Annotated in this window: 18 protein-coding genes; 1 reads left to right on the top strand and 17 read right to left on the bottom strand. The window is 65.1% G+C overall.

From position 1 onward, the window contains the following. The 10 genes from RT460_RS03365 to RT460_RS03320 are packed head-to-tail and all read right to left on the bottom strand — an operon-like array spanning position 1 to position 12,091. Positions 1 to 822, bottom strand: a complete 822-nt coding sequence (locus RT460_RS03365) for an acyltransferase (protein ID WP_313317156.1) — start codon at positions 820 to 822, stop codon at positions 1 to 3. Next, a complete protein-coding gene (locus tag RT460_RS03360; protein WP_313317154.1) occupies positions 819 to 2,216 on the bottom strand; it encodes an O-antigen ligase family protein in 1,398 nt (465 codons plus the stop codon). The genes RT460_RS03365 and RT460_RS03360 overlap by 4 nt, the downstream gene beginning before the upstream one ends. Next, positions 2,213 to 3,316 (bottom strand): glycosyltransferase family 1 protein, encoded by a 1,104-nt coding sequence (locus RT460_RS03355; RefSeq protein WP_313317153.1) that lies wholly within the window; start codon positions 3,314 to 3,316, stop codon positions 2,213 to 2,215. Before RT460_RS03355 ends, RT460_RS03360 begins: the two co-directional genes overlap by 4 nt. Beyond that, entirely contained in the window at positions 3,307 to 4,509 is a 1,203-nt protein-coding gene (locus tag RT460_RS03350; RefSeq protein ID WP_313317152.1) for a glycosyltransferase family 4 protein, read from the bottom strand. Before RT460_RS03350 ends, RT460_RS03355 begins: the two co-directional genes overlap by 10 nt. Further along, positions 4,509 to 5,852 (bottom strand): beta-galactosidase, encoded by a 1,344-nt coding sequence (locus RT460_RS03345; protein WP_313317151.1) that lies wholly within the window; start codon positions 5,850 to 5,852, stop codon positions 4,509 to 4,511. The genes RT460_RS03350 and RT460_RS03345 overlap by 1 nt, the downstream gene beginning before the upstream one ends. After that, positions 5,849 to 7,015 carry a glycosyltransferase gene (locus RT460_RS03340; protein WP_313317149.1) on the bottom strand — a complete coding sequence of 389 codons (1,167 nt, stop codon included), beginning with the start codon at positions 7,013 to 7,015 and terminating at the stop codon, positions 5,849 to 5,851. Before RT460_RS03340 ends, RT460_RS03345 begins: the two co-directional genes overlap by 4 nt. Continuing rightward, complete coding sequence (locus RT460_RS03335; RefSeq protein WP_313317148.1) at positions 7,016 to 8,998, bottom strand: hypothetical protein; 1,983 nt, start codon at positions 8,996 to 8,998, stop codon at positions 7,016 to 7,018. It abuts the gene before it with no gap. Further along, positions 8,995 to 9,780 (bottom strand): polysaccharide biosynthesis/export family protein, encoded by a 786-nt coding sequence (locus tag RT460_RS03330; RefSeq protein WP_313317147.1) that lies wholly within the window; start codon positions 9,778 to 9,780, stop codon positions 8,995 to 8,997. The genes RT460_RS03335 and RT460_RS03330 overlap by 4 nt, the downstream gene beginning before the upstream one ends. After that, positions 9,777 to 10,703 (bottom strand): glycosyltransferase, encoded by a 927-nt coding sequence (locus RT460_RS03325; RefSeq protein WP_313317146.1) that lies wholly within the window; start codon positions 10,701 to 10,703, stop codon positions 9,777 to 9,779. The genes RT460_RS03330 and RT460_RS03325 overlap by 4 nt, the downstream gene beginning before the upstream one ends. Further along, positions 10,703 to 12,091 carry an undecaprenyl-phosphate glucose phosphotransferase gene (locus RT460_RS03320; RefSeq protein ID WP_313317145.1) on the bottom strand — a complete coding sequence of 463 codons (1,389 nt, stop codon included), beginning with the start codon at positions 12,089 to 12,091 and terminating at the stop codon, positions 10,703 to 10,705. Before RT460_RS03320 ends, RT460_RS03325 begins: the two co-directional genes overlap by 1 nt. A 545-nt stretch (positions 12,092 to 12,636) precedes the next feature. On the opposite strand from RT460_RS03320, the gene RT460_RS03315 reads away from it, so the two are divergent. Then, entirely contained in the window at positions 12,637 to 13,632 is a 996-nt protein-coding gene (locus RT460_RS03315) for a DUF4434 domain-containing protein (RefSeq protein WP_313317144.1), read from the top strand. A 3-nt stretch (positions 13,633 to 13,635) separates the two neighbouring features. Here the strand turns inward: RT460_RS03315 and RT460_RS03310 are convergent, their stop codons facing one another. From RT460_RS03310 to RT460_RS03280, 7 genes are read right to left on the bottom strand one after another with little or no spacing between them, the layout of a single operon-like run. After that, complete coding sequence (locus tag RT460_RS03310) at positions 13,636 to 14,769, bottom strand: acyl-CoA dehydrogenase family protein (RefSeq protein ID WP_313317143.1); 1,134 nt, start codon at positions 14,767 to 14,769, stop codon at positions 13,636 to 13,638. A 3-nt stretch (positions 14,770 to 14,772) separates the two neighbouring features. Then, entirely contained in the window at positions 14,773 to 15,462 is a 690-nt protein-coding gene (locus RT460_RS03305) for an alginate O-acetyltransferase AlgF (RefSeq protein ID WP_313317142.1), read from the bottom strand. Then, positions 15,459 to 16,931 carry an AMP-binding protein gene (locus tag RT460_RS03300; RefSeq protein ID WP_313317141.1) on the bottom strand — a complete coding sequence of 491 codons (1,473 nt, stop codon included), beginning with the start codon at positions 16,929 to 16,931 and terminating at the stop codon, positions 15,459 to 15,461. Before RT460_RS03300 ends, RT460_RS03305 begins: the two co-directional genes overlap by 4 nt. A gap of 24 nt (positions 16,932 to 16,955) precedes the next feature. After that, positions 16,956 to 17,189, bottom strand: coding sequence for a phosphopantetheine-binding protein (locus RT460_RS03295; RefSeq protein ID WP_313317140.1), 234 nt, complete (start codon positions 17,187 to 17,189; stop codon positions 16,956 to 16,958). Between the two features lie 16 nt (positions 17,190 to 17,205). Next, positions 17,206 to 18,786, bottom strand: coding sequence for an MBOAT family O-acyltransferase (locus RT460_RS03290; protein ID WP_313317138.1), 1,581 nt, complete (start codon positions 18,784 to 18,786; stop codon positions 17,206 to 17,208). Positions 18,787 to 18,799: 13 nt separating this feature from the next. Further along, positions 18,800 to 19,924, bottom strand: coding sequence for a cell division protein FtsQ (locus RT460_RS03285; protein WP_313317137.1), 1,125 nt, complete (start codon positions 19,922 to 19,924; stop codon positions 18,800 to 18,802). 4 nt (positions 19,925 to 19,928) lie between these two features. Then, positions 19,929 to 20,918, bottom strand: a complete 990-nt coding sequence (locus tag RT460_RS03280) for a twin-arginine translocation pathway signal (protein WP_313317136.1) — start codon at positions 20,916 to 20,918, stop codon at positions 19,929 to 19,931. Positions 20,919 to 20,945 lie beyond the last annotated feature (27 nt).

The raw sequence follows: 20,945 nt of genomic DNA, 5'->3' as shown, positions 1-20,945 counted from the left end.
TCAGTGCAGCAGGGTGAGGATGTTCTTGCCACCCACGCGGTAATTCAGGTTATGCGGGCGCTCCCCCATGGACTTGGCACCGGTACCGCCGATGATCTTGTAGGGCGGCACTTCCTTGGCGACCACCGTGTTGGCGGTGATCACGCAGCCGCGGCCCAGGTGCGCACCGTGTGCCACCAGCGCGCGGCTGGCGATCCACACATAGTCTTCGATCACGATCGGGGCCGACACCGACCAGAACTCCGGTGCAGTGAGGTCATGCGAGCCGGCGATGATCAGTACGTGCGAAGCGACCGCAACGTGGTCACCAATGCGCAGGCCGGCGCGCGCGTCGATCTGGCAATGCCAGGCGATCACGCTGTCCTTGCCGATCACCAGGTTGTTGACCCCCAGCACCTCGGTGTTGCGCCAGATGGTGGAGCCCTCACCGATCCTGGCGCCGCCGATGCGCAGCCAGGTCAGCCGCACCCAGTGGAAAGGCACCTTGTTGATGGCGATGTTGTACAACTGCTCCCAGATACGCAGGCAGCGGTCCTTGAAGGTGGGCCAGTTGATGCCGTAGCGCGGCACCAGCTGTGTCGGCACTTCGGTCTTGAGCACGTGGTAGAGCTGGCGTGCCAGCGGATGCTCGAGCTGCGATTCGATGTCCACCGAGCAGATCGATACCCGCACCTGGTCGGCACTGGCTTCCTCAAAGGCCCCCTCATTGGCCAGCAGCCACTCATAGGCCTCGGTCAACGCGGCCGGGGACACGCCCATGCGGCTGGCGTATTCGTCCAGCCGTGAGCGCAGGTCCAGCGAATGGAAAATGCGATGCTTCATTGTTGCTTCCTCAAGCTTGCCAAGGGCTGGCCAGGGCTGCCCGGTAGCACGGCGCCCGCGCTCTGCAGGCCCAGGCCCATCACCAGCCAGAACAAGGCCACCAGGACCATGGTGAAACTGTAGTAGTGATCGATCAGGCCGGTGAGCAAGGCGGCCACCAGCCCGGTCGTGCAGCCCATCCACAGGCCGTTGCGTGCATCCACCGTGACCACCTTGCCCTGCGGCCGCACCAGGCACCACCAGCGCCAGGTGACAACGCAGTACAGCAGCATGCCCAGCAACCCCAGCTTGTACATGTAGTAAAGCCAGAGATTGGAAATGCCCAACAAGCCGCTGCCAGGCACCGGCGGCTCGGTACGGAAGCCGATACCCAACGGATAGCGCGCCACTGCCTCGGGGAAACGCTTGTACTCATCCACGCGCACCTCGGTGCTGGCGTTGTCGGAAGAGAACATCGTCGCAAGCCGATCCTGCAATGGCGTGTACGTCACCGCCAGCACCGCGCCCAGCAGGATGCCGGACACCACCATCGCCCGCGCGTAAGGCACCCGCAGCCACGACAGCCACAGCAGGACCACGCCAATGGCCAGGATCGCGCCACGGGAACTGCTCAGCAGCAGCGCCGCGCAGCCCAGCAGCGCCACCGCCGCGCCCAGCAGGCGACGCCAGCCGTGCTGGTAAAGCGCATAGAACGCGGCCAATGGCACGAACATCGCCATCGCGCCACCGGTCAGGTTGGGATGCACCCACGGGGTGCCCAAACGTGCATTCTCTGCACTGAAGATATCCAGCAGCGCCTCGGGATGCGCGTAGTGCATCTTTTCCAGGATCGGGATCATGTCCAGCGCGCTGCGCGATTTGACGAACATGCCCAAGGACAACACCAGCATCGCCAGATTGCCCAGCAACAGCATCACCACCAACTGGTCTCGCTGCTTCTCCTGCCGCAGCATCAACGGCGCCAACAGCAGCAAGGAAAGGTTGGCCAGCCAGCGCACCCAGTTCACCGGGCCGTTGCCATCAGCCACCACCATCACCTGGCCGACCAGGAACGGAAAAGTACTGAACACCATCAGCAACATCAGGCTGCGCTCCACGCCCTGCCACTGTGGCCGCTCCAGCCGCTGGAAGAACAGCTGCAGCATCACCCCGGCCCAGGTCAGCCCAAGCATGGCTTCGGCCAAGGTAAAGCGAAAGCCGATCTGCAACGTGCTGTAAGGCATGAAGGTCGCCACCAGCGCGAACAGCGACAGGCCCACCACCGGCCAGCGCAGCACCACCAGCGCGGCGGGCAGGCCCGCCAGCACCACGAAGAATTTCGAAGGCGGCAGGAACAGCAGCAGCACACCAAACAGCAGGCCGCACAACACCGCCACGCTGCTGCCCAGCTTCATCGCTGCAGCTCCTGCAACAACTGCGCCACCCGCTGTTGATAGGGCGCCACGCCGAACACGCCAGCGGCAGCCTGCAGGGCCTCCGGCTTCTCTTCGGCCAGCCTGCCCGGCAAGGCTGCGATCAAGGCCTGCTGCAGCGAGGCCGGATCCAGCGGATCGAACCGCAATGCCTGCGCCGGGGTGATTTCATCCAGGGCGCTGCCCGTGGCCACCGCCACCGGCGTGCCGCAGCGCAAAGCCTCGATGACCGGCAGGCCGAAGCCCTCGGCGGTGGCCGGATGCCAAAGCCTTTCGGCGTCATGGTACAGGCGGGACAGCTGCGCATCGGTCAGGCCGCTGCGCCAATGCAGACCCGGCAGCTTGCCCAGCTCCACCGGCACATCGGCCGGATCACCTACCAGTACCAGCGCCGGCAGCGCCCTGCCCTGCTCACGCAGCAACTGCCAGGATTGCAGCAGGAAGGGAATGTTCTTGCGCGGCTCGCGCGTCCCCACCACCAGCCAATAACGCGCTGGCAACAAGGGATCACTGGCCGCATCCGGCACAGCAAGCGGGGACACGGCATTGGGTAACACAGAGGTGCGCGCACCGGCACCGGCAAACAACCGCGCAGCTTCGTTCGCACTGAACCGCGAAGGCGTCCAGATCGCATCGGCGCCACGCACTGCGTGCCCGATCAGGAACCTGTCCATCGCCGCATACACTGCGCCGCGCAGGCGACTGGCATGGCGCCCAGGCAGGGTCAGCTGGAACACATCATGCAGCAACAGCACTTGTCGCTTGAGGGATTGCGGGCGGCGCAACGGCAGCCCGCTATTGGCGGTTGCGATATAGAGCCCGATACCTTCGCGGCGCAACGCGCCCGGCAGGAAGCCCAGTTCGAATGCCAGGCGCGCGCGTGGCCGGTGCAGGCCCTGCGCCGGCACCGCCTGCTCCGGGCAGCAGGCCAACTGCCGATGCGGATGCGCCGCCGGTGCCATGCTGAAGCGCACGACTTCCTGGCCGGCCGCGAGCAAGGCCTGCTCCAGCGCCAGTACCTGCCGGGCGATGCCCGAGTACGGCGCTGCGGTGACCGGGCGGTAGTCGATGCCTACGCGCATGCGAGCCCGGCGTAGACCGCCTCAAGCTGATCGGCCGAACGGTTCCAGTCGTGCTGGTCATGCACATAGGCGCGCCCCGCTTCACCGGTTGCCCGCGCCAATTGCGGATCTGCCAGCAGCTGCAGCGCGGCCTTCACCAGCGCATCGGCATCGGCACCGCCCTGGTAGTGGATGCCGTTGCGCACGTCCAGGCCGGACACCGCCTGCGGCGTCGCCACCAGCGGCAAGCCCGCCGCCATCGCCTCCAACACCTTGAGCTTGGAGCCCCCGCCGTCGCGCAAGGCAGCGATAAAGACACTGCTGTGCGCCTGCACCGGTTGCAGGCTGGGGACGAAGCCACGCCATTCGATGCGTTGATCCTCCCAGCGCTGCGCCCACTGCGACGGCAGCGCGTAGCCACACAGGCATAGCCGGGTAGCCGGGGCTGCCGCCCATATCCGCGGCATGATCACATCCAGCAGCCATTCCACCGCATCGATGTTCGGCGCGTACTCGAAATTGCCGACGAACAATATCCGTCCGGCTGCCACGTCCGGAACGACGTCGGCGAACGCTGCGGTATCGGTGCCATTGACCACCACTGCGATCGGCTGCCGGCTGTAGGGTTGCAGCATGCTGGCATCGGCGGCAGTCAACGCCACCACCCGGGCAGCGGCCGCAACCACATGGCGCTCCCAACGCTGATAGCGCCAACGGTCCAGTCCGGCCAGCGGCCTGAGCACTGCCGGCAAACGGCTGTAGGTAACTTCGGCGAGCGTGGACTCAACATTGTGCTCGCTGAGCAGGAACGCGCGGCGATGCCGCCGCAACGGCGCGCGGCACGGCTCGAACATGTAGGAGTGCTCGATCTGCACGATATCCCAGGGTTGCTCCAGCAACTGGTCAAGCCGGTCGCTGAAGGCGGGGGCATGCCCGTTGACCGATGCCAACAACGGTGCCGGTGAAAGCAACGCGCTCAACATCGTCTTCGACGAGCGCAGCGGGCGTCGGGGCATGACGATCAACTGTTCGAGCAGCGGTTCCAGCGTTGCGCGTGTTGCCGGGTCCAGTACCGTCTTGCTCTGCACCAGCAAGGTGATGCGGTGCCCACGCGCGGCCAGGCAGCGCAGCAGATGGTACTGGCGCAGCTTGCCACCACTGGTGGTTGGCCACGGCAGATAAGGCAGTACCCACAGGATGCGCAGCGCAGGCATCACCACTCCAGCACCGACAGCGACGTACCCACGGCGATGGTGCCGTCTGCACCAACGACGCGTTTGGCGCCGGTCAGCGGATCGTGCAGCACCGCCTCGCGCAGGCCCTGAACCTGCAGCTGGCCCGCCTGCGCCGCCCAGAACAACCATAGCCGGCGACCATCCGGGCGCTGCCAGGCGATGCTGACCATGCCCGGCGGCGCGCCCGAAAACGCTGGCGGCTTGCCTGGCGCCAGCCGCGGTCCGGTCAGCGTCATCAGCCGTTGCAGCGCCACGTACACCGGCTTGGGATTGCCAGCCTCGTCGAGCAGGCCGTAGCGCCGGTCGCGCGCACCGGCACGCTGGTCCAGGTCACTCAGCGCGAACAGGAAAATCTTGTCGTAGTCCAGGGCGCTCATCAGCGCCAGCCGGCGCGTCACGAAATCCGCCTGGCCCTGGTCGCCGATGATGGGCTGTTCTTCCTTGGGCCCGGCGTAGCTGGACCAACCCCACTCGTCGGCCCAGATATCCTTGGCACCGGCCGCACGCAACGCGGCATTGCCCTGCCGCGCACGCTGCACGAAATCCATTGCGTGCGGGTCATCGCCTTCGGGATACAGCGAGTACGGGTGATAGGCGGTGATCACATCCAGCGAAAACAAGCCGCCCTTGGCCAGTTCTTCCACCATCAAGGCGCCACCGCGCGTGGGCATCTGGCTGAAGTAGCCCATGCCGCCAAGGACGATCTGGCGCCCGGGTGCGTGGCTGCGCATGGCCTGCACGCTGGCCTGCAACAAGCGGCCGTAAGCGGCCGGATCCTCGCGCGGACGCCAGAACGCCGGCAGGTTGGGCTCATTCCACACCTGCCAGGCAACCACCTTGGGATAGCGCTGGGCAAGCTGGACCAGCGAGCGCGCATACAAGGCCGGATCACGCGGTGGGTACTGATCGGGGTTGGCGCTGCCCGCCGGTGCCGAGCTGGCATGGGGTGCGGACCCGACCAGATACACCTCGGCCTGCAGGCCCCGTCGCTCCATCTCCGCCATCAGCGGATCCAGCACATCCCAGCGAAATACGCCCTGCTTCGGCTCGATGGTGTCCCAATGCAGGTCCACCCGTACCCAGTGCAGGCCGAGCGCCTGCAGTTGGTCCATCTGACGGCGGTACTGCGCCGGCTCGAACCACAGGAAGTGGGCATTCACCCCGAGATAGTCCGCCCACACCAGCGGGCGCTCCGGCGTCAGCTCCAATGCCGGACGTTCACCCTTGGCGCAGGCGCTCATGCCCCACAGCAGGACACCGGCCAACATCACGCAAAGGCTCAACCGCCAGAAGCGACGGGCGCGCGCGGACAAGGATTTCATCGCTTGGCCTCCACGGTTGCGGCAAACAGGTCGGAAAATTCCTGGGCAATTGTCGACCACTGCCGGCGTTTTCCGAGCGCCGCGGCCTTCGCGGCCCAATCGCCTGCCAGTGCCGGCGCATCCACCAACGCGCTGATGCACTGTGCCAATGCCTGGCTGTTGCCTTGCGCGAACACCACGCCATTGCCATGCGAAAGCTCCTCGGCGAACGCGCGCGCATCGGAGGCGATCACGCCGCGGCCGCAGGCGTTGGCCCAGGACAGGGCGCCACTGGTACCGCGCATGCGCCCCAGCAACGCGAGCTTTCGCGAATCGCGGTAAGGCAGCACCATCGCATGATGGGATTGCACGCAATCGACAATCGCGGTCTCCGGCAGGTCCAGGCGCCACTGCAGCATGTCGGCGATACCCAGGCTGCGTGCACGCTCCTGCAAATGCGCCACATAGTTGCCACGACTGCCGAATGCCAACTCCGGCGCTGAACCACCGGCCATGGTCAGCGTAAAACCGGCCTGTGCACGATCCCGGCGAACCAGCGCCAACGCATCAAACAGATCTTCGATGCCCTTGCCCGGGTAGATGAAACCAAAATAGAGCAGACGCACACCAGCAGCCGTGGGCAGCGGCGACGGTGGCAGCGCCGGGTTGCCATGCGCAATGAAGTGCACACGATCGGGATCCACGCGCATGCGCTCGGCCAGGCAGGCCGCGCCGGTGCGGGTCAGGGTCACCATGGCATCCAGCCCCGCCGCCAGCCGTCGCTCACGGGCCAGGGTGTTTCGATCACCTGCCAGCGCCAGTAGCTGCGGTAGCGGCCGGGGCCATGCAGCCGCCTTCCGCGCCAGGCCCTTGGCAGGATCGGGAGAACGCCACACCAGCCGTTCCGGGTCATGCACCGTGGCGCTGGTGGCCAGCTTCGGCCAGCGCACACGCAATTGCTCCAACGCGACGAACTCCGGCCCACGCCCGCCACCCAGCTGCGCATGGACCAGGTCCACGTCCCGCCAGAATGCCGCATCGCGGGTATCCCAACCGCCATCCTCGCCGCTGGCGGGCACCACCACATCCACGCCGGCATCGCGTAACGCCGCGCGCCACCCATGGGCGTAGTCGGCGATGCCGTTCTGCAACGGCGGCAGCGGTGCCAGCAGTGCGACCTTCACTCAATAGGCTCCCAGCCAGCGACTGATCGGCGTCCAGAACTTGGCCGGTATCTCGAATACGCGGCGGTTGAGGACAATGCCGTCCACATGCCCCAGCGCATCGCGCAGCAGCGCCAGGGCGCTTTCCACCGCAGGAACGGTGGTGCTTCGCGCCTGTACCACCAGCACGATGCGATCGCAGCCGCGCAGGGCGATCAGGGCGTTCTCATCACTGACTGGCGGTGCTTCAACGATCACCACCTCACCCGGCCGTGCGGGCCCGGCACCTTCGCGAACCTCGTAACCGTGCTGCTTGAGCACGATGGCCAGGCGCGATCCGATGAAACTCACGCCCTCGCCAAGCCGGCTGGAGGTGAATCCCACCGACAGGCCGCGCTCGGCGATCTGTTCCAGCGGCAACCGGCTGTACAGGCGGTACAGCGCTGCGCGCAACGGCTGCGAGCCGTCGGGGTCGTGGGCCACCTCGGGCAGGCTGGCCAGCATCGGTACGTGCAGCTCCTTCTCGATGCGCCCACCATCGTGGATGCGCTGGTCCAGGAAGTACAGGACGAACACCACCACGAACGCCACCGCCAAGGCCACCGGCAAGGCCAGCAACAGCATCAGCATGCTCTTCGGAAACACCCGTGACGGGGTGAAGCTGGATTCACCCACCAGCGCCACGTTGCTGAGGCGGTTGCGGTTCAAGTCACGGATGACGCGTGCGCGCAGCAGATAATCCGAATATTGGGCAAAGGTCTTCTCTGCCGATGCCAGCTCCAGGCTCAGCCGCGACAAGGAAGGCTCGGCCGACATCACCTCTTCGCGCGAGGCCTGCAGCTGCTTGATCTGCGCATCGATCTCGGCAACGTTGGCGTCGATCTTGGCCACGTTGATGCGCGCGTCCTGCATGTCCTGGCGCAGGCGCGTACCCAAGGCGTTGGGCACCATGTTGCGTGAGCGCACGACATTGCCATCCACCGCGGCAACCTCGGCTTCCAACGCGGCAATGCTCTCGTCCAGGGCGCGCACCGGTGGCGCCCCTTCCTTGAAGTTGCGCAACAGATCCAGGCGTTGCTGCTTGAGACCGTTCAACTTCAGCTTGAGGTCTTCGCGTGCCGGATTGAGGCTGATCTCACGCTCACTCACCACCTCGCCGGTTACCGCCGGCAACTGACGACCCGCCGCGCCCAGGATACCCAGCAGCGACTCCCGTTCTGCCTGCAGTTCGCGGCGGTGCCGGTACAGCTTCTGCAACTGGTCGGTCACGTCTTCGATGCGCTGCTCCACGCTGGTCGCATCGATAACCCGCAGGCGGTCACGCAACTGCTGCTTCAGCTTGATGATGCTGTCGTTGAGTTCGGTGTTCTGGTCCTGGTAGAAATCAAACAGCGCTTCGCCGCCCGCGGCGTTGGCACGTTCATCGAAATAGGCATCCACCCACGCACGGGAAATGGCCTGCGCCACATGCGGGTCACCCCAGGTCACGCGCATTTCCATCACGTTGGAGCCGGGGTCATGACTGACCGCCAGACGCTTGAGCAAGCGCGCAGCCAAGCGGTCCTCCGCGGGCGCTTCATCCATCAACCCCACGCCGACCAGCACGTTGCGCACGGCCTCCTTGCACCAGGCTGCCGCCTGCCCCATGCGGAACTTGAAGCGCGCCCAGCCGCCCTGCGGCGGTATCGACGAGGCGGCCATGTAGGCCTTGGCGACCTTCAGCATCACTGGTGCGCTGGTGGCCATCTTCTCCTCGTCCAGCAACGGATCACGCTGCGGGCTCTGCTGCACGAAGCCCGATTCCGGGCCGGGCTGCACCGGCAGCTGCACGCTGGCGCTTTCGGTCGGCTTGACCAGCAGGCGCGCATCGGACACATAACGATTTGGCAGCAGGAATGCACCTGCCACGACCACTGCGATGGTCACCAGGAGCGCAAGACGGAATTCCTTGCCGAAAATGAAAAGCAGGCGCAGTGCGTCGCGCAGGCTGCGGACTTCGATCACGGCACGTCCTCCTGTGGGGTATTGATCCGGTAGGACGGTTCGTTGATCTGGTAATTGGCCGAGGCACCAAAGCCCCGGAACATCAGCAGCTGGCCCACGTACATATCCACGCGCTGGATTGCATTGCCGATCCGCGAGGTCGGCACGAACACCAGGTCACCGCGCTGCAGCTGCACGCTGGCACTGCCATTGGTGGCCGTGCCCAACAGCGCGGCGTAGTCGAAGAAGTAAACCTGCTGCACCCCGTCATCGTCCTGGCGCACCAGGGCAACGTGGTGGCTGTCAGCGGTGGGCAACACACCACCGGTGGCGGTGATGGCCTGCGGCACGGACACCGCCGAAGCCAGGTCGAACGCGCCCGGGTTGCGCACCGCACCGCCGACATAGACGCGGCTGCCCGGTGCCTCGGCAATGTTCACCGTCACCTTGGGTTCGCGATAGATGGCATCCAGGCGATTGCTGACTTCCTCGCCAATCTCTTCGGGCGTGCGTCCGCCGGCCTTGATGGTGCCGATGAACGGATAGGCGATGAAGCCATCGGGGCGTACCCGGTAGAGCGTGGCCTCGTCCTTCTCCGCCGGGGTCTGCGCGTCGCGGACGATGCGTAGCACGTCACCGGTGTGCACTTTCAGCACGGCAGGCGGCAGCTGCTGCGGCGTGAAGTTGGTGATCTGTCGCTCCCGTACCACCTTGCCCGACGGCAGCTGCACGACGTTGGACATCGCACAGGCGGCGCACAACAGGGCCGGAATCGCCGCCATGACCAAGCGCATGAGTTTCATGGTTGCCTCCAATACCCAGTGAACATTCCAAGATTGCGTTTAAGGGCCAGCGGCAGGTGCCGCTCCAGGTGTCCCAGGCGATAGCCGATGAACTTGCCGGCACTGCGCAACAATGCGCCAGGGATGTCCAGCGTCCGGCCCGCAGCGCGCAGCGCGCGCAGTTCCGAGCGCACGAAGCGCCCGCCCTCACCACCCGCACCACCGAATTCCTGCGCGATCCAGCTTTCACGCGAGTAGAACACGCCGATGTCGAAATAGCGGCGGAACTCCTCGGCGATGCTGTAATCGTGCGAATGCGAGGCCTCGGCATCGCCGACATAGTGAACGGCATAGCCGGCCAACAGCATCCGCCCGGCGACATGCGCATCCTCGCTGCCGATGACATCCTGCGGAAAGCCCCCCACTTCGGCGAGAACATCGGCACGGTACGCACAGAATGCGTCGGAACTGAAACAGGTCTTGATCCCAAGCTCGGGGACATCGGCGCGCCGCTTGATACGGCCCTGCGCGGGGTAGTTGAATGCCCGCGCATGGCGCGCCAGCAAGCCGGCCTCCGGATGCGGCACCTGCCGCCCATAGGCCACGCCGATATCCTCGGCCGCGTACAAGCCGGCGACCAGTCGCTTGAACGCGTCCGGCGGCAAGGGGATCGCATCCTGGGTCATGTAGATCAGGACATCGGCCTGCACCATGCCCGCCGCCAGTGCGCGGGTACCGCCGTGATTGAAGGTGGCCGCATCAATGCTGACCACCCGCGCGCCGAACTCGCGCCACAAGCGCACACTGTTGTCGGTGGACGCGCTGTCGATGATCAGGATTTCATCCAGCTGCAGCGACTGCGCGCGCAACGCCGGCAACATCCGCGCCATATGCGGCTCGCCATTGCGAACCGGAATGATCAGGGCGACCTTGGGCGTTGCCATCAGTAAGCCGCCTTCATCGACAGCACCGCCGGCAGCGTACGCAGCAGGATCAGGATATCCAGGCCCAGCGACCAGTTCTCGATGTAGGCCAGGTCGTACTCGACGCGCTTCTGCAATTTTTCCACCGTATCGGTTTCGCCCCGGTAGCCATGTACCTGCGCCAACCCGGTGATACCGGGTTTGACCTTGTGCCGCGCGACGTAGTTGGCCACCGCTTCCTCGAACAGGATGTCGGCCGCCTTGGTCGCGGTGGCATGGGGACGCGGCCCCACCATCGACATGCTGCCGGCCAGTACATTGAACAACTGCGGCAGTTCATCCAGGCTGGTCTTGCGGATGATGCGGCCCACCCGCGTCACCCGCGGATCACCCGCGCGGGTCTGCGTCTGCGCATCCATGTCACGCTGGTCGTGGAACATGGAGCGGAATTTGTAGACCTCAATCAACTGCTGGTTGTAGCCATAGCGCCGCTGGCGGAACAGCACCGGCCCACGCGAATCGAGCTTGATGGCCAACGCGATCAACAGCATGAACGGTGCCAGCAAGAGCAATGCCAGCCCTGCCAGCACGACATCCTCCGCGCGCTTGTAGGCGGGCGCCCACCCTTTCAGCGGCGGCTCGGACACCACCAGCATGGGCACTTCGGAGATATCCGCCACACGCGGCAGGGCGAAATTGAAGGCCTGCATTTCCGGCACCAGGAAGACCTGCACGGGCATCTTCTTGAGCAGCTCGACGTAGTGGTGGTTGCGCCCTTCGGCGGCGGCCGGCAAGGCCATCAGCACCTGATCCACTTCATTGGCGCGGATCAAACGCTCCAGCATCATGAAATTGCCGATCAACTGCGGCCGCAATGATGCGGGAACGCGATCAGCACTTCGATCGTCGATGAAGCCCAGCAGACCGCTGGCGATATCCGCGTTCTGCTGCATATGGCGGGCCAGGCGACCGCCATTTTCGGTCGCGCCGAGAATCACCGAGCGCCCGACGAAATGCCCTTGCTGGATGCGCCGCTGGAAGAACGCCAGCATCACCAGCCGGCCCGCGACCAGCAACAACAAAGTGGTCGCGTACCACAACAAGGCCATCCGGACCGGCAGATAGGCGATGACGCGGAACATCGTGTGCAGCAGCAGCACCAACCCGAAGCTCGCCGACCAGGCAACCACGGTGGCCTTGAACAGGATGCGGTTGCTGAACATCTCCCGCCCGTACAGACCGAACGCGGTGAACACCAGCACGGTCAACAGGCCAGCCAGCAAGGCGAGAACAAGATAGGTGCGTATCAGTCCAAGGTCATGGACCTGCATCACCCACAGCACCAGGGCGGCGGGCGAGACAGCTGCACAGAAATGAAACACGCGCGCCATCAGACGCGACCAGCGCATCACTATCGGGCGAGTGTTTGCAAACAATGCATCTGAAAACGGTAAGCGCATTACGAGGCCAGTCACCTGAGCTGGTCCGAACCAAAGCAGGCCCACGCCCGATCAATCCGCAGCGGCCGTGGCCAACACGACAACCGCAGATCACTCTGCGTGACCTACCCCCCATACAGATCGCAGAGATGAATGTACCCAGCTATCTGTTCCTTGGTAGCTACAATATCGTGACTTACAGCACATTTGTATAAGGGGCACAGCACCACTGGTGTGCGGTTAAGCTTGAATTGATGCCCGTCTACACCTCGTGACGGAATATTGACGCGACACGCCATGTGGCGTCGCCGAAGGTGACAGTTGGACGACGGTCAACGGCTTTTCTTGATGGAGGTGAGGCGCCTTTGAGCGGAAATGCCGGCCCTGACCTGTGGGCGAGCGGGAGCTGCCGGCAGTGTGATTGCCCATGCGCCCCCCCCTCCACGCCCTTGTTCGCACAACCACGCGAGCTCTGGGATCATGCCCTGTCTCCCTTGACCGGCTGTCGCGTGCCCATGACCGCTGTTCCGCCCAATGCCCCCGCTTCCCCGCTCCGCCGGCGCCTGCTCAAGGCCGCCGTGCTGGCCCCGACGGTGGCTGCGCTGGCCAGTTTGCCGGGCTGCTCACTGCCGGAGCAGGTCGATGGCACCTTCCTGCAGCCGTGGCTGGACCATCAGAACTGGAGCGCCGCGGACTGGCAGCGCTCGATGAAGCTGGCCCAGCGCGCCGGTTGCCGCGACCTGGTGGTGCAGTGGAGCGGCATCCTGGGCGGCGCGGAAGGCGATTGGCAATTGTCCGAGGCCAGCTTTGGCATGTTGTTCAACGCCGCCGACCATGCGGGCATCAACGTGCGCGTAGGCCTGCCCTTCGAGCAGCGCTGGTGGAAAGCGATCAGTGGCGACCAGACCGAGTTGCAGGCATTCCTTGACGAATCCCTGCAGCGGGCACGCACCTGGCTGAGCCAATCCACGTTGACGCGTCAGCGCCGTTTTGCAGGCTGGTATCTGCCGTACGAGCTGGAGCAATACCACTGGGCCGACGCCGCGCGCAGCCAGTTGCTGGTGGGGTGGTTACGAGGGCTGCAACAAGCCGCCGTTGCACGCGGCGGGGATTGCGCCATCTCCACCTATTTCAGCCGACTGCCGACAGAGGGAAACCTGGTCACGCTCTGGCAGAACGTATTGGATGGCACCGCCCTGCGCCCCATGGTGCAGGATGGGATCGGCGTCGCCGGCGCCGACAATCACCTGGCGCTGGCGCCCTTGCTGGCCTTTTTCAAGCAGCGCGGTGTCGCCTTCGATGCCATCGTCGAACTGTTCCACGAGCTGCCGATGATCGGTGGCGACGGCACCCAGTTCCAGGGCGTCAGCGCGGACTTCGAACGCGTGCAACAGCAGCTGGAGTGGGCACGCAACAACGGTGCCGCCAAGGTGCTGGTGTACGCATTGGAGCCGTGGCTGACCCAGGACACGCCGCAGGCCCAGGCATTGCGGCGCGCCTGGCGGTTGTAAGGCCTAAAGCCCGCGGCCGATGATCTCGCGCAGTATCTCGCTGCTGCCGCCAAAGATGCGCAGCGCCCGTGCATCGGCCCACGCGCGGCCTATACCGTACTCGCTGCTGTAGCCGTAGCCGCCATGCAACTGCAGCAGGTCGTCCAGCACCTGGCCCTGGATTTCGGTGGCATTGAGCTTGGCCATGGCCGCGGTGTCGGCGTCCAGCACGCCCTGCATCTGCTGGCCCAGGCACTGGTCCAGGAAGGCCCGCAACATCGCCAGCCGTGAGGCGGCACTGGCCAGCACGAAGCGGGTGTTCTGGTGATCGATCAGGTGCCGGCCAAAGGCCTTGCGCTGGCGCACATAGGCCAGGGTCTGATCGAGCATGCCTTCGGCCGATGCCGCTGCGCGCAAGGCAATGGCCAGGCGCTCGCCGGCAAGTTGCTCGGCCATATAGTCGAACCCGTGCTGCGCTTCGCCCAACAGGCAGTCCAGCGGCACCTGCACGTCCTGGAAAAACAGCTCGGACGTGTCCTGCGCATGCTGGCCAATCTTGGCCATCGCCGGGCCCTTGCTGGCCCCCGGCAGGCGCATGTCCACGCAGAACAGCGACAGCCCGCGCGCGCCCAGCTCGGGCGCCACGGTGGCCGCCACCACCACGATGTCGGCGTTCACGCCATTGGTGATGAAAGTCTTCTGGCCCGTGAGCAGGTAGTGATCGCCGCGCAGCTCGGCGCGGCAGCGGATCGCCTTCAGGTCACTGCCGGCACCCGGCTCGGTCATGGCGATGGCGCCGATGGCCGCGCCCTTGGCCATGGCCGGCAACCAGGTGTCGCGCACGCGCGGTGTGCCGTAGTGATACAGGTAAGGGGCGACCATGTCCGAATGGATCGAGAACCCGATCCCCAGGCAGTTGGCCCGCGCCAGTTCCTCGATCACGCAGGCTGCATGGCCGTGATCACCGCCCAGGCCATAGGGCTCGGGCAATTGGCAGTTGAGCAGACCCGCATCACCGGCCGCACGCCACAGGCTGCGCGGGGTGATGCCCTCGCGCTCCCAGCGCTCGTAGTACGGCAGGATCTGCTCGGCAATGAAGCGCCGCACCTGCTCGCGGAACAACGCGTGGTCTTCGCGGAAAACGCTGCGTACCGGCATCGCTCAACGGCCCACGGGGTCAGTGGTGGCTGGCAGGCCCTGCAGCACCGGGGCACTGCCCGTGCCGGTCAGGAACAGGCTGTAACGGTCCCCCGGTTGCAGCACCGGCAGTTCGAACGCGGCACTGTCATGGGTAGCGCAGCTGCCCACCAGTCGCGCCTTGACCGGGTTGATCGCGCGCGCGGTGCCCGCACCGGCGGCCACTGCATTGAACACCACCGGACCATTGCCGGCCATCGCCAGCTTGGCCTGCGGGCAGCTGCCGGCAAGATTGTAGAAACGGATCTCGGCCTTCAAGGCGTCGGTAGTGCCCGCGCCATCGGCAATTGCCTGCAAGGGCCGGCCTGCCCCGGCGGGATTGAGCACCAGGGTGGTGAAGCTGCCGGCGGCAACTGCCGGCTGACTACGCACGGCACCGGCCACGCGCAGATTGAAGGGCTTGCCGCCCTCGACGATGGCATAGCGCGTGGCGCGCTGGGCGGGGCCGACATTCTGTTCGGCACCATTGCCCACGGCCACCTTCTGCGCCGCCGTGCCCGGGTTGACCACACGTACGAAGGCCGAACCGGCCGGCGGGCGGGCCGCATACAACTGCGCCAGACGTCCTTCAGCCGGAGCGTGCTGGGCAGCAACGCTCAGCGGCGACACGGCCAACGCAACGGCCAGGAAACAGATCGGGGACCGGATGTTCATTTCGACTCCTGCGTGCGCAGCGTCCGCGCCAAAGCGTAACGCTGCTCCAATTGTTTACGATCGACCTTGTTGCTGATCGTGGACGGGAAACTGTCCACCGCCAGCAGCTCGGACGGAATCATGTAAGGCGGAACCCGCTGCGCCAGCAGCGCCTTCCAGTCGTGCAACGCCATGGGCAGCGGCTGTACGGCACCTTCGCCGGGCTCGGCCAGCTCGACGAAACCCACCATGCGCACCAAGGTGCCATCGGGGCGGCGCATCGCAACCGTGGCACCGGCGATCACCCCCGGCAGCGTCGACAGCACGGCGTCCACTTCGGCCAGTTCGATCCGATAGCCGTTGAGTTTGATCTGGTCGTCCTTGCGACCACGGAAATACACCCTGCCCTGCGCATCCATGTCGCCCAGGTCGCCACTGCGATACGCACGCTTGCCGTGGTGCTGGAACAGCACGCCCGCATCCAGGTCAGGACGCTCGAGATAGCCGCGCATTACATGGTCGCCCGCCATGCAGATCTCACCGTCGTCGATGAACACCTCGGCATAGGGCTTGCCCACCCCGATCGGGAATGGATTGGGCGCGGCAGCACGCAGCTCGTCGTCGATCTCCACCCAGGTGGTGGAACAGGTAGCTTCGGTCGGCCCGTAGGAATTGATGATGCGCACCTGTGGAAAGCGCGCCCACAGTTCCTCGGCCACGCGCGGCGTCAGTGACTCGGCACCGAATACGAATACCCGCAGCGCCGGCAGGTGCTCGGCATTGAACAGCGGGTTGAGCATCTGCTGGCGCACGAACGACGGGGTCGATGCCCACACCGCCACCTGCGCCTCACGCAGGTGATCGATGAACTGCGCGCTGTCGGCAATCACCTCGCGTGGGCACAGCACGCAACTGCCGCCCAAGCCCAAGGCGCCGCACAGGTCGAACAGTGAAAAATCAAAACTGAAGAGCATCTGGTTCATGAATGCCGGCGCTGGCCCCAGCGCAAGGCAGTCGCGGATCCAGCCGGTGAACAGCGCCACGCTGTCGCGACCGATCTGCACGCCCTTGGGGTCGCCGGTGCTGCCGGAGGTGAACATGACGTAGGCCAAGTCACGGTCAGCCAGCGGCCGCGGCTGCTCGGCGCCCGGCAGGAAAGCATCGGCGCCTGCGTCATACACCGCCTGCGCATGTACCAACCGGGTGATCTTGTGCAGCCGTGCCGCCGGGTTGATGGTGTCCACAGGCACATAGGCTACCCCCATGCGCAGGCAGCCGAGCATGGCGACCACGAACAACGCCTGCTTGTGGCCGCTGATCACCAACGCATGGCCAGCGCTGACACCCGCCGCCTTGGCCCGCAGCACCCAGTCCTCGGTCGCCGCCTGCAGGCCGCCCCAATCCATCACCCCCGCACTGCTGTACAGCGCGGGTGCACCGGTGGCCACGTCGCATTCAACGAACTGGCATTGATCGAAATCGAAACGCATGGCGGCCGCTCCGGGACGTGGGTATCAGGCGTTCTGGCGCGATGCGACGTAATCGGCCAGCACCTGCACCGACTCCACCAGCGCATCGATTTCGTCCACCGGCAAGGTGACGCCCAGGCGGTCCTTCACTTCCACCATCAGCTGCACCTTGGACATGGAGTCAAACAGCGACTCCATGTACTCATCGGGTTGCACGCGTACGCCGATCACGGCTTCGACGGTATCGATCAGTTGCCCTTGCAGGGTTTGCATGTCCATGTTGCTTGCACCTTTCTTAGAACTGGAAGTAGAGGAAACGCGATTCTTTGTGCAGGTTGAGCAGGCACAGCAGCAGCAGGCCCAGCATCACCAACAGCCAGGCGACGTTGGGCTGCCAGCGCATCCAGCGACGCGGCGCCGGATCGGGCTTGGCCAGTGCGGGCGAGTAAACGCCCATGATCTGGTGGGCGTTTGGCGTCAACCAGACAATCGCCAGCAATACCGCCACGTACAGCACCTGCACGTGATGACCGGCCAGCAGGCGCCAGCCATCGGCGGCGCCCATGCCACCGAGGTAACCCAGGTTTTCCAGACCTTCCCAGCCGCGCACGCCGGCCATGCCCTGCACCAGCTGCCAGGCTTCGGCCACCCCATCGGCACGGAAGAACGCCTGCGCCACCAACACCGCGGCAAAGGTGAGCAGCAGATAGCCGAACTGCTGCACGCGGCTGTTGCTGCGCTTGTTTGCCGGCAAGCGGCCACCACGGAAGATGCGCCAGGCATGGTTGATCGCCAGGTAGCCGGCATGCAGCAGGCCAAAGATCAGGAATTGCAGGCCGGCACCGTGCCAGATACCGGCCAGGCCCATGGCAAACACCGTCGGCAAGACGATCATCGAGGCAAAGCCCCCCGGCGTCGCCACCGCGCCCGGCCCATTGGGCCGGCCATGGCGGCTGCGCCAGCGCGTCACCGCCATCGCCACCGGGTAGTACAGATAGGCGGTGATGTAGCGGGTCAAGGTGATATGCCAGCGCGCCCAGAAGTCGATGATGCTGGTCGCCTTGTAGGGCGAATTGAAATTCAACGGGAAGCGGATGCCAAACATCCGCGCCAGCCCCAGGGCCATGTCCGAATAGCCGGAAAAATCAAAATAGAGCTGCAGCGCATAACTCGTTGCCGTTGCCCATGAGCCCCAGAACTGCAACTGGCCGGTACTGGCGAAGCCGGCGTCGGCATAGGGGGCGATGCTGTCGGCCAGCAGTACTTTCTTGGCCAGGCCAATGACGAACAGCATGCCGCCCACGGACAGGTTGTCCGCATGGAAGCGGTAGGTTTCCGGCTTGCTGAACTGCGGCATCATCTCCTTGTGGTGCAGGATGGGGCCGGCAATCAGGTGCGGGAAAAAGGTCACGAACAACACGTAGCTCAGCGGGCTGCGGTCGTTGACCACGCCGGCTCGGCAATCGAGCAGGTAACCGATCTGGGTGAAGGTGAAAAACGAGATACCCAACGGCAGGATCAACGCATCCATCGGCCCGACCGCAAAACCCAGGTCATGGACGAAGTTCACCATCGCCGCGAAGTATTTGTAATGGATCAGCAGCAACAGATCGGCGGCAATGCCCAAGCCGGTCACCAGCATCTGCAGCCGTGGCCGCTTGGCCAACGCCAGGATCGCCAGGCTGACCAGGTAGTTGAACAGGATCGAGGCCGACAACAGCACCACGAACTGCGGGTTCCACCAGCCATAGAACAGGATCGACGCCACGCACAGCCACAGCGCGGCCAGCCGCGGTTGCAGGGCACCCAGCAGGTAGTGCACACCCAACGCGATGGGCAGGAAGATCAGCAGGAACAGGAAGGAGTTGAACAGCATCGTCGTCAGGCGCTCAGTCGATATCGGCCAATGCCGCCTGCTCGCCGTCGGTCAACGGCAAGGACAGCGCCATCTCGGAGAATTCCCAGATCACCAGCTTCAGCGTTGGCGGCCACTGCTGCCGCTGTGGCCAGGCTGCCAACAGGGCGCCGGAGAACTGACCACCATCCAGGCTTTGATTCCACACCTCACGTCCCACTGCGTTGCCCAGTCGCTCAGCGAACAGGCTGCGGCGGCCGTTGGAACTACCCAGAAGCAGCACCTCCACTGGCGGCGTGTCATCCAGCAGGCCTCCGCCGCGTACTGGCGTGATGGTCTGCTCCGGTTCTTGGTCCAGCGCCGGTCGCCATCCTGGACGCGCGTGTTCCAGCCCGGCCAACACGACCAGGTCACCCATGCGCGGCTTGGGCGCACTTATCGGCCCCTGGTCGAAGGCCTGGCTGCCTTGGCCGCCCAGCAAGGGCAATGCCTGCGCGGCAACGGCATCGGCCGCGCGTTGGGCACCTACCCGATTCATATGCACATCGGTGTTGAAGAACACCGGCGTGTCGCCGGCATGCAACACCGGCAACAGATCCACCCCATGCACACCGGCCTTGCCCAGCGCGTCCTGCCACAGGCCATAACGTTCCCGCATCGATGCCGAGTAACGCAGGCCACAGCTGTGCGCCTGTTCGATGCGCGACTTGTCCGGCACCGCCACGACCAGCAACTGCACACCCTGTGCCTGCAGCTGCCGCGACCAGTGCTGCATCAGCTTGACGCGCTGGGCGAATACGTTGGCGCCCACGCCCGGCTGCGGCCGCAGGCCATCACGATAAAACAGCCACCCCGGGCATCCCAGTGCAACCTGCGCACCGGTATCGCCCAGCAGGCGGTAGCGCACGGCAGCGTTCCAGGTATCGGCGCTGCCCTGCATCGGCAGCTTCAGGGCATCGTTGATCGCCTTGCCGGCTGCACCATCAGCCCATTGCGCGGGCGCCAGCTTGTCCGCCGGCAACTGCGCCTTGGCCAGCATCCACGTACCCGCCCCCAAACCGACCAGCAGCAACAGCGCAACCACCAACGCGCTGGCACGATGGGCACGCAGCGGGGCCGCTGCTGGCAGTGGGGCCGGCGCGCCAGGACGGACACTCATCGGTTCAGTGCCCCAAGGCCTTGTGCAGACGTTCCTGCCACTGCGCCGGGGTCATGATCGAGGCGTTGTCCCATTGCCCCTGCGCTGCCGGCCCGAAGCCATACACCGGCTCGAACATCTGCCACACCAGTACCTGTGGCGGGTTGTCGCGGAAGTCAGCCGACTCCAGGTACTCCAGCAGCACCACCCACGGGCCGACATTGCCGGACTTCCAGTTCACCGTCACCGGGCGGTCGATGTCGTTGGACAGCTTCTGCGGGAAACCGAAGTAGGCCTGCACCATGCTGTGACCGGTGATATGCACCGGTGCCTTGCCATCATCAAGCAGCGATTGCGCTTCGGTCGCGCGGCGCACCACAAAGGTGTCGCGACCGACCGCGGTGCGCTGTGCCGGGTCCAGGAACAGCTCGGCAAGGTCACCGTAACGACGCTCGCGGGTTTCGCTGCCCAATGCCATGCCGGTACCTGCTTCACCGGCCAGCTGCGGCACTTTCTGTTTGATGCGTGCAGCAATGGCATCAGCGACGGCATCGGCGGCCGGCTGGGTCCAGTGCTGATCGCTGCGATAGAACACATCCTTGCCGGTGGCGCGGGTATCGCTGAGAACCTTGCGTGCGTCCAGCGCATCCACGCCAGCGGCCTGCAGGGAGCCGAGGATGGTGTCGTAACGCTTCTTTACCGTCGGGCTGACCACCCTGCCCTCGGGCAGGCGGTCCTCGTAGAAGGTCACCTTGTCCGGCAACACCAACACCTCCAACTGGATGCCGCGTGCAGCCAGCGCCTGCTTGGCATCTGCGATCAGCGCGGTTGAACTCTGCACCGCGGCGGTGTCGACTTCACTCAAGCTGCCCCAGGCAGGAAACAACCAGCCTTCCTTGCCAACGATCACCACATCCGATTGCTGTGCTTGCTGGGCGTGCAGGGGCGCGGCCCATGTCACGGCGGCCAAGGCAGCTGCGGCGGCGGCGCACATCATCCATCCTGTTGTCTTCATGCTCGGGTTCCAGATCAAAACGGGGTG

The sequence above is a fragment of the Stenotrophomonas sp. genome (assembly GCF_032061965.1).
GTDB lineage: Bacteria > Pseudomonadota > Gammaproteobacteria > Xanthomonadales > Xanthomonadaceae > Stenotrophomonas.
The sequence above is the reverse complement of the archived record's forward strand: the minus strand, read 5'-3'. Positions and strand labels throughout refer to the sequence as shown.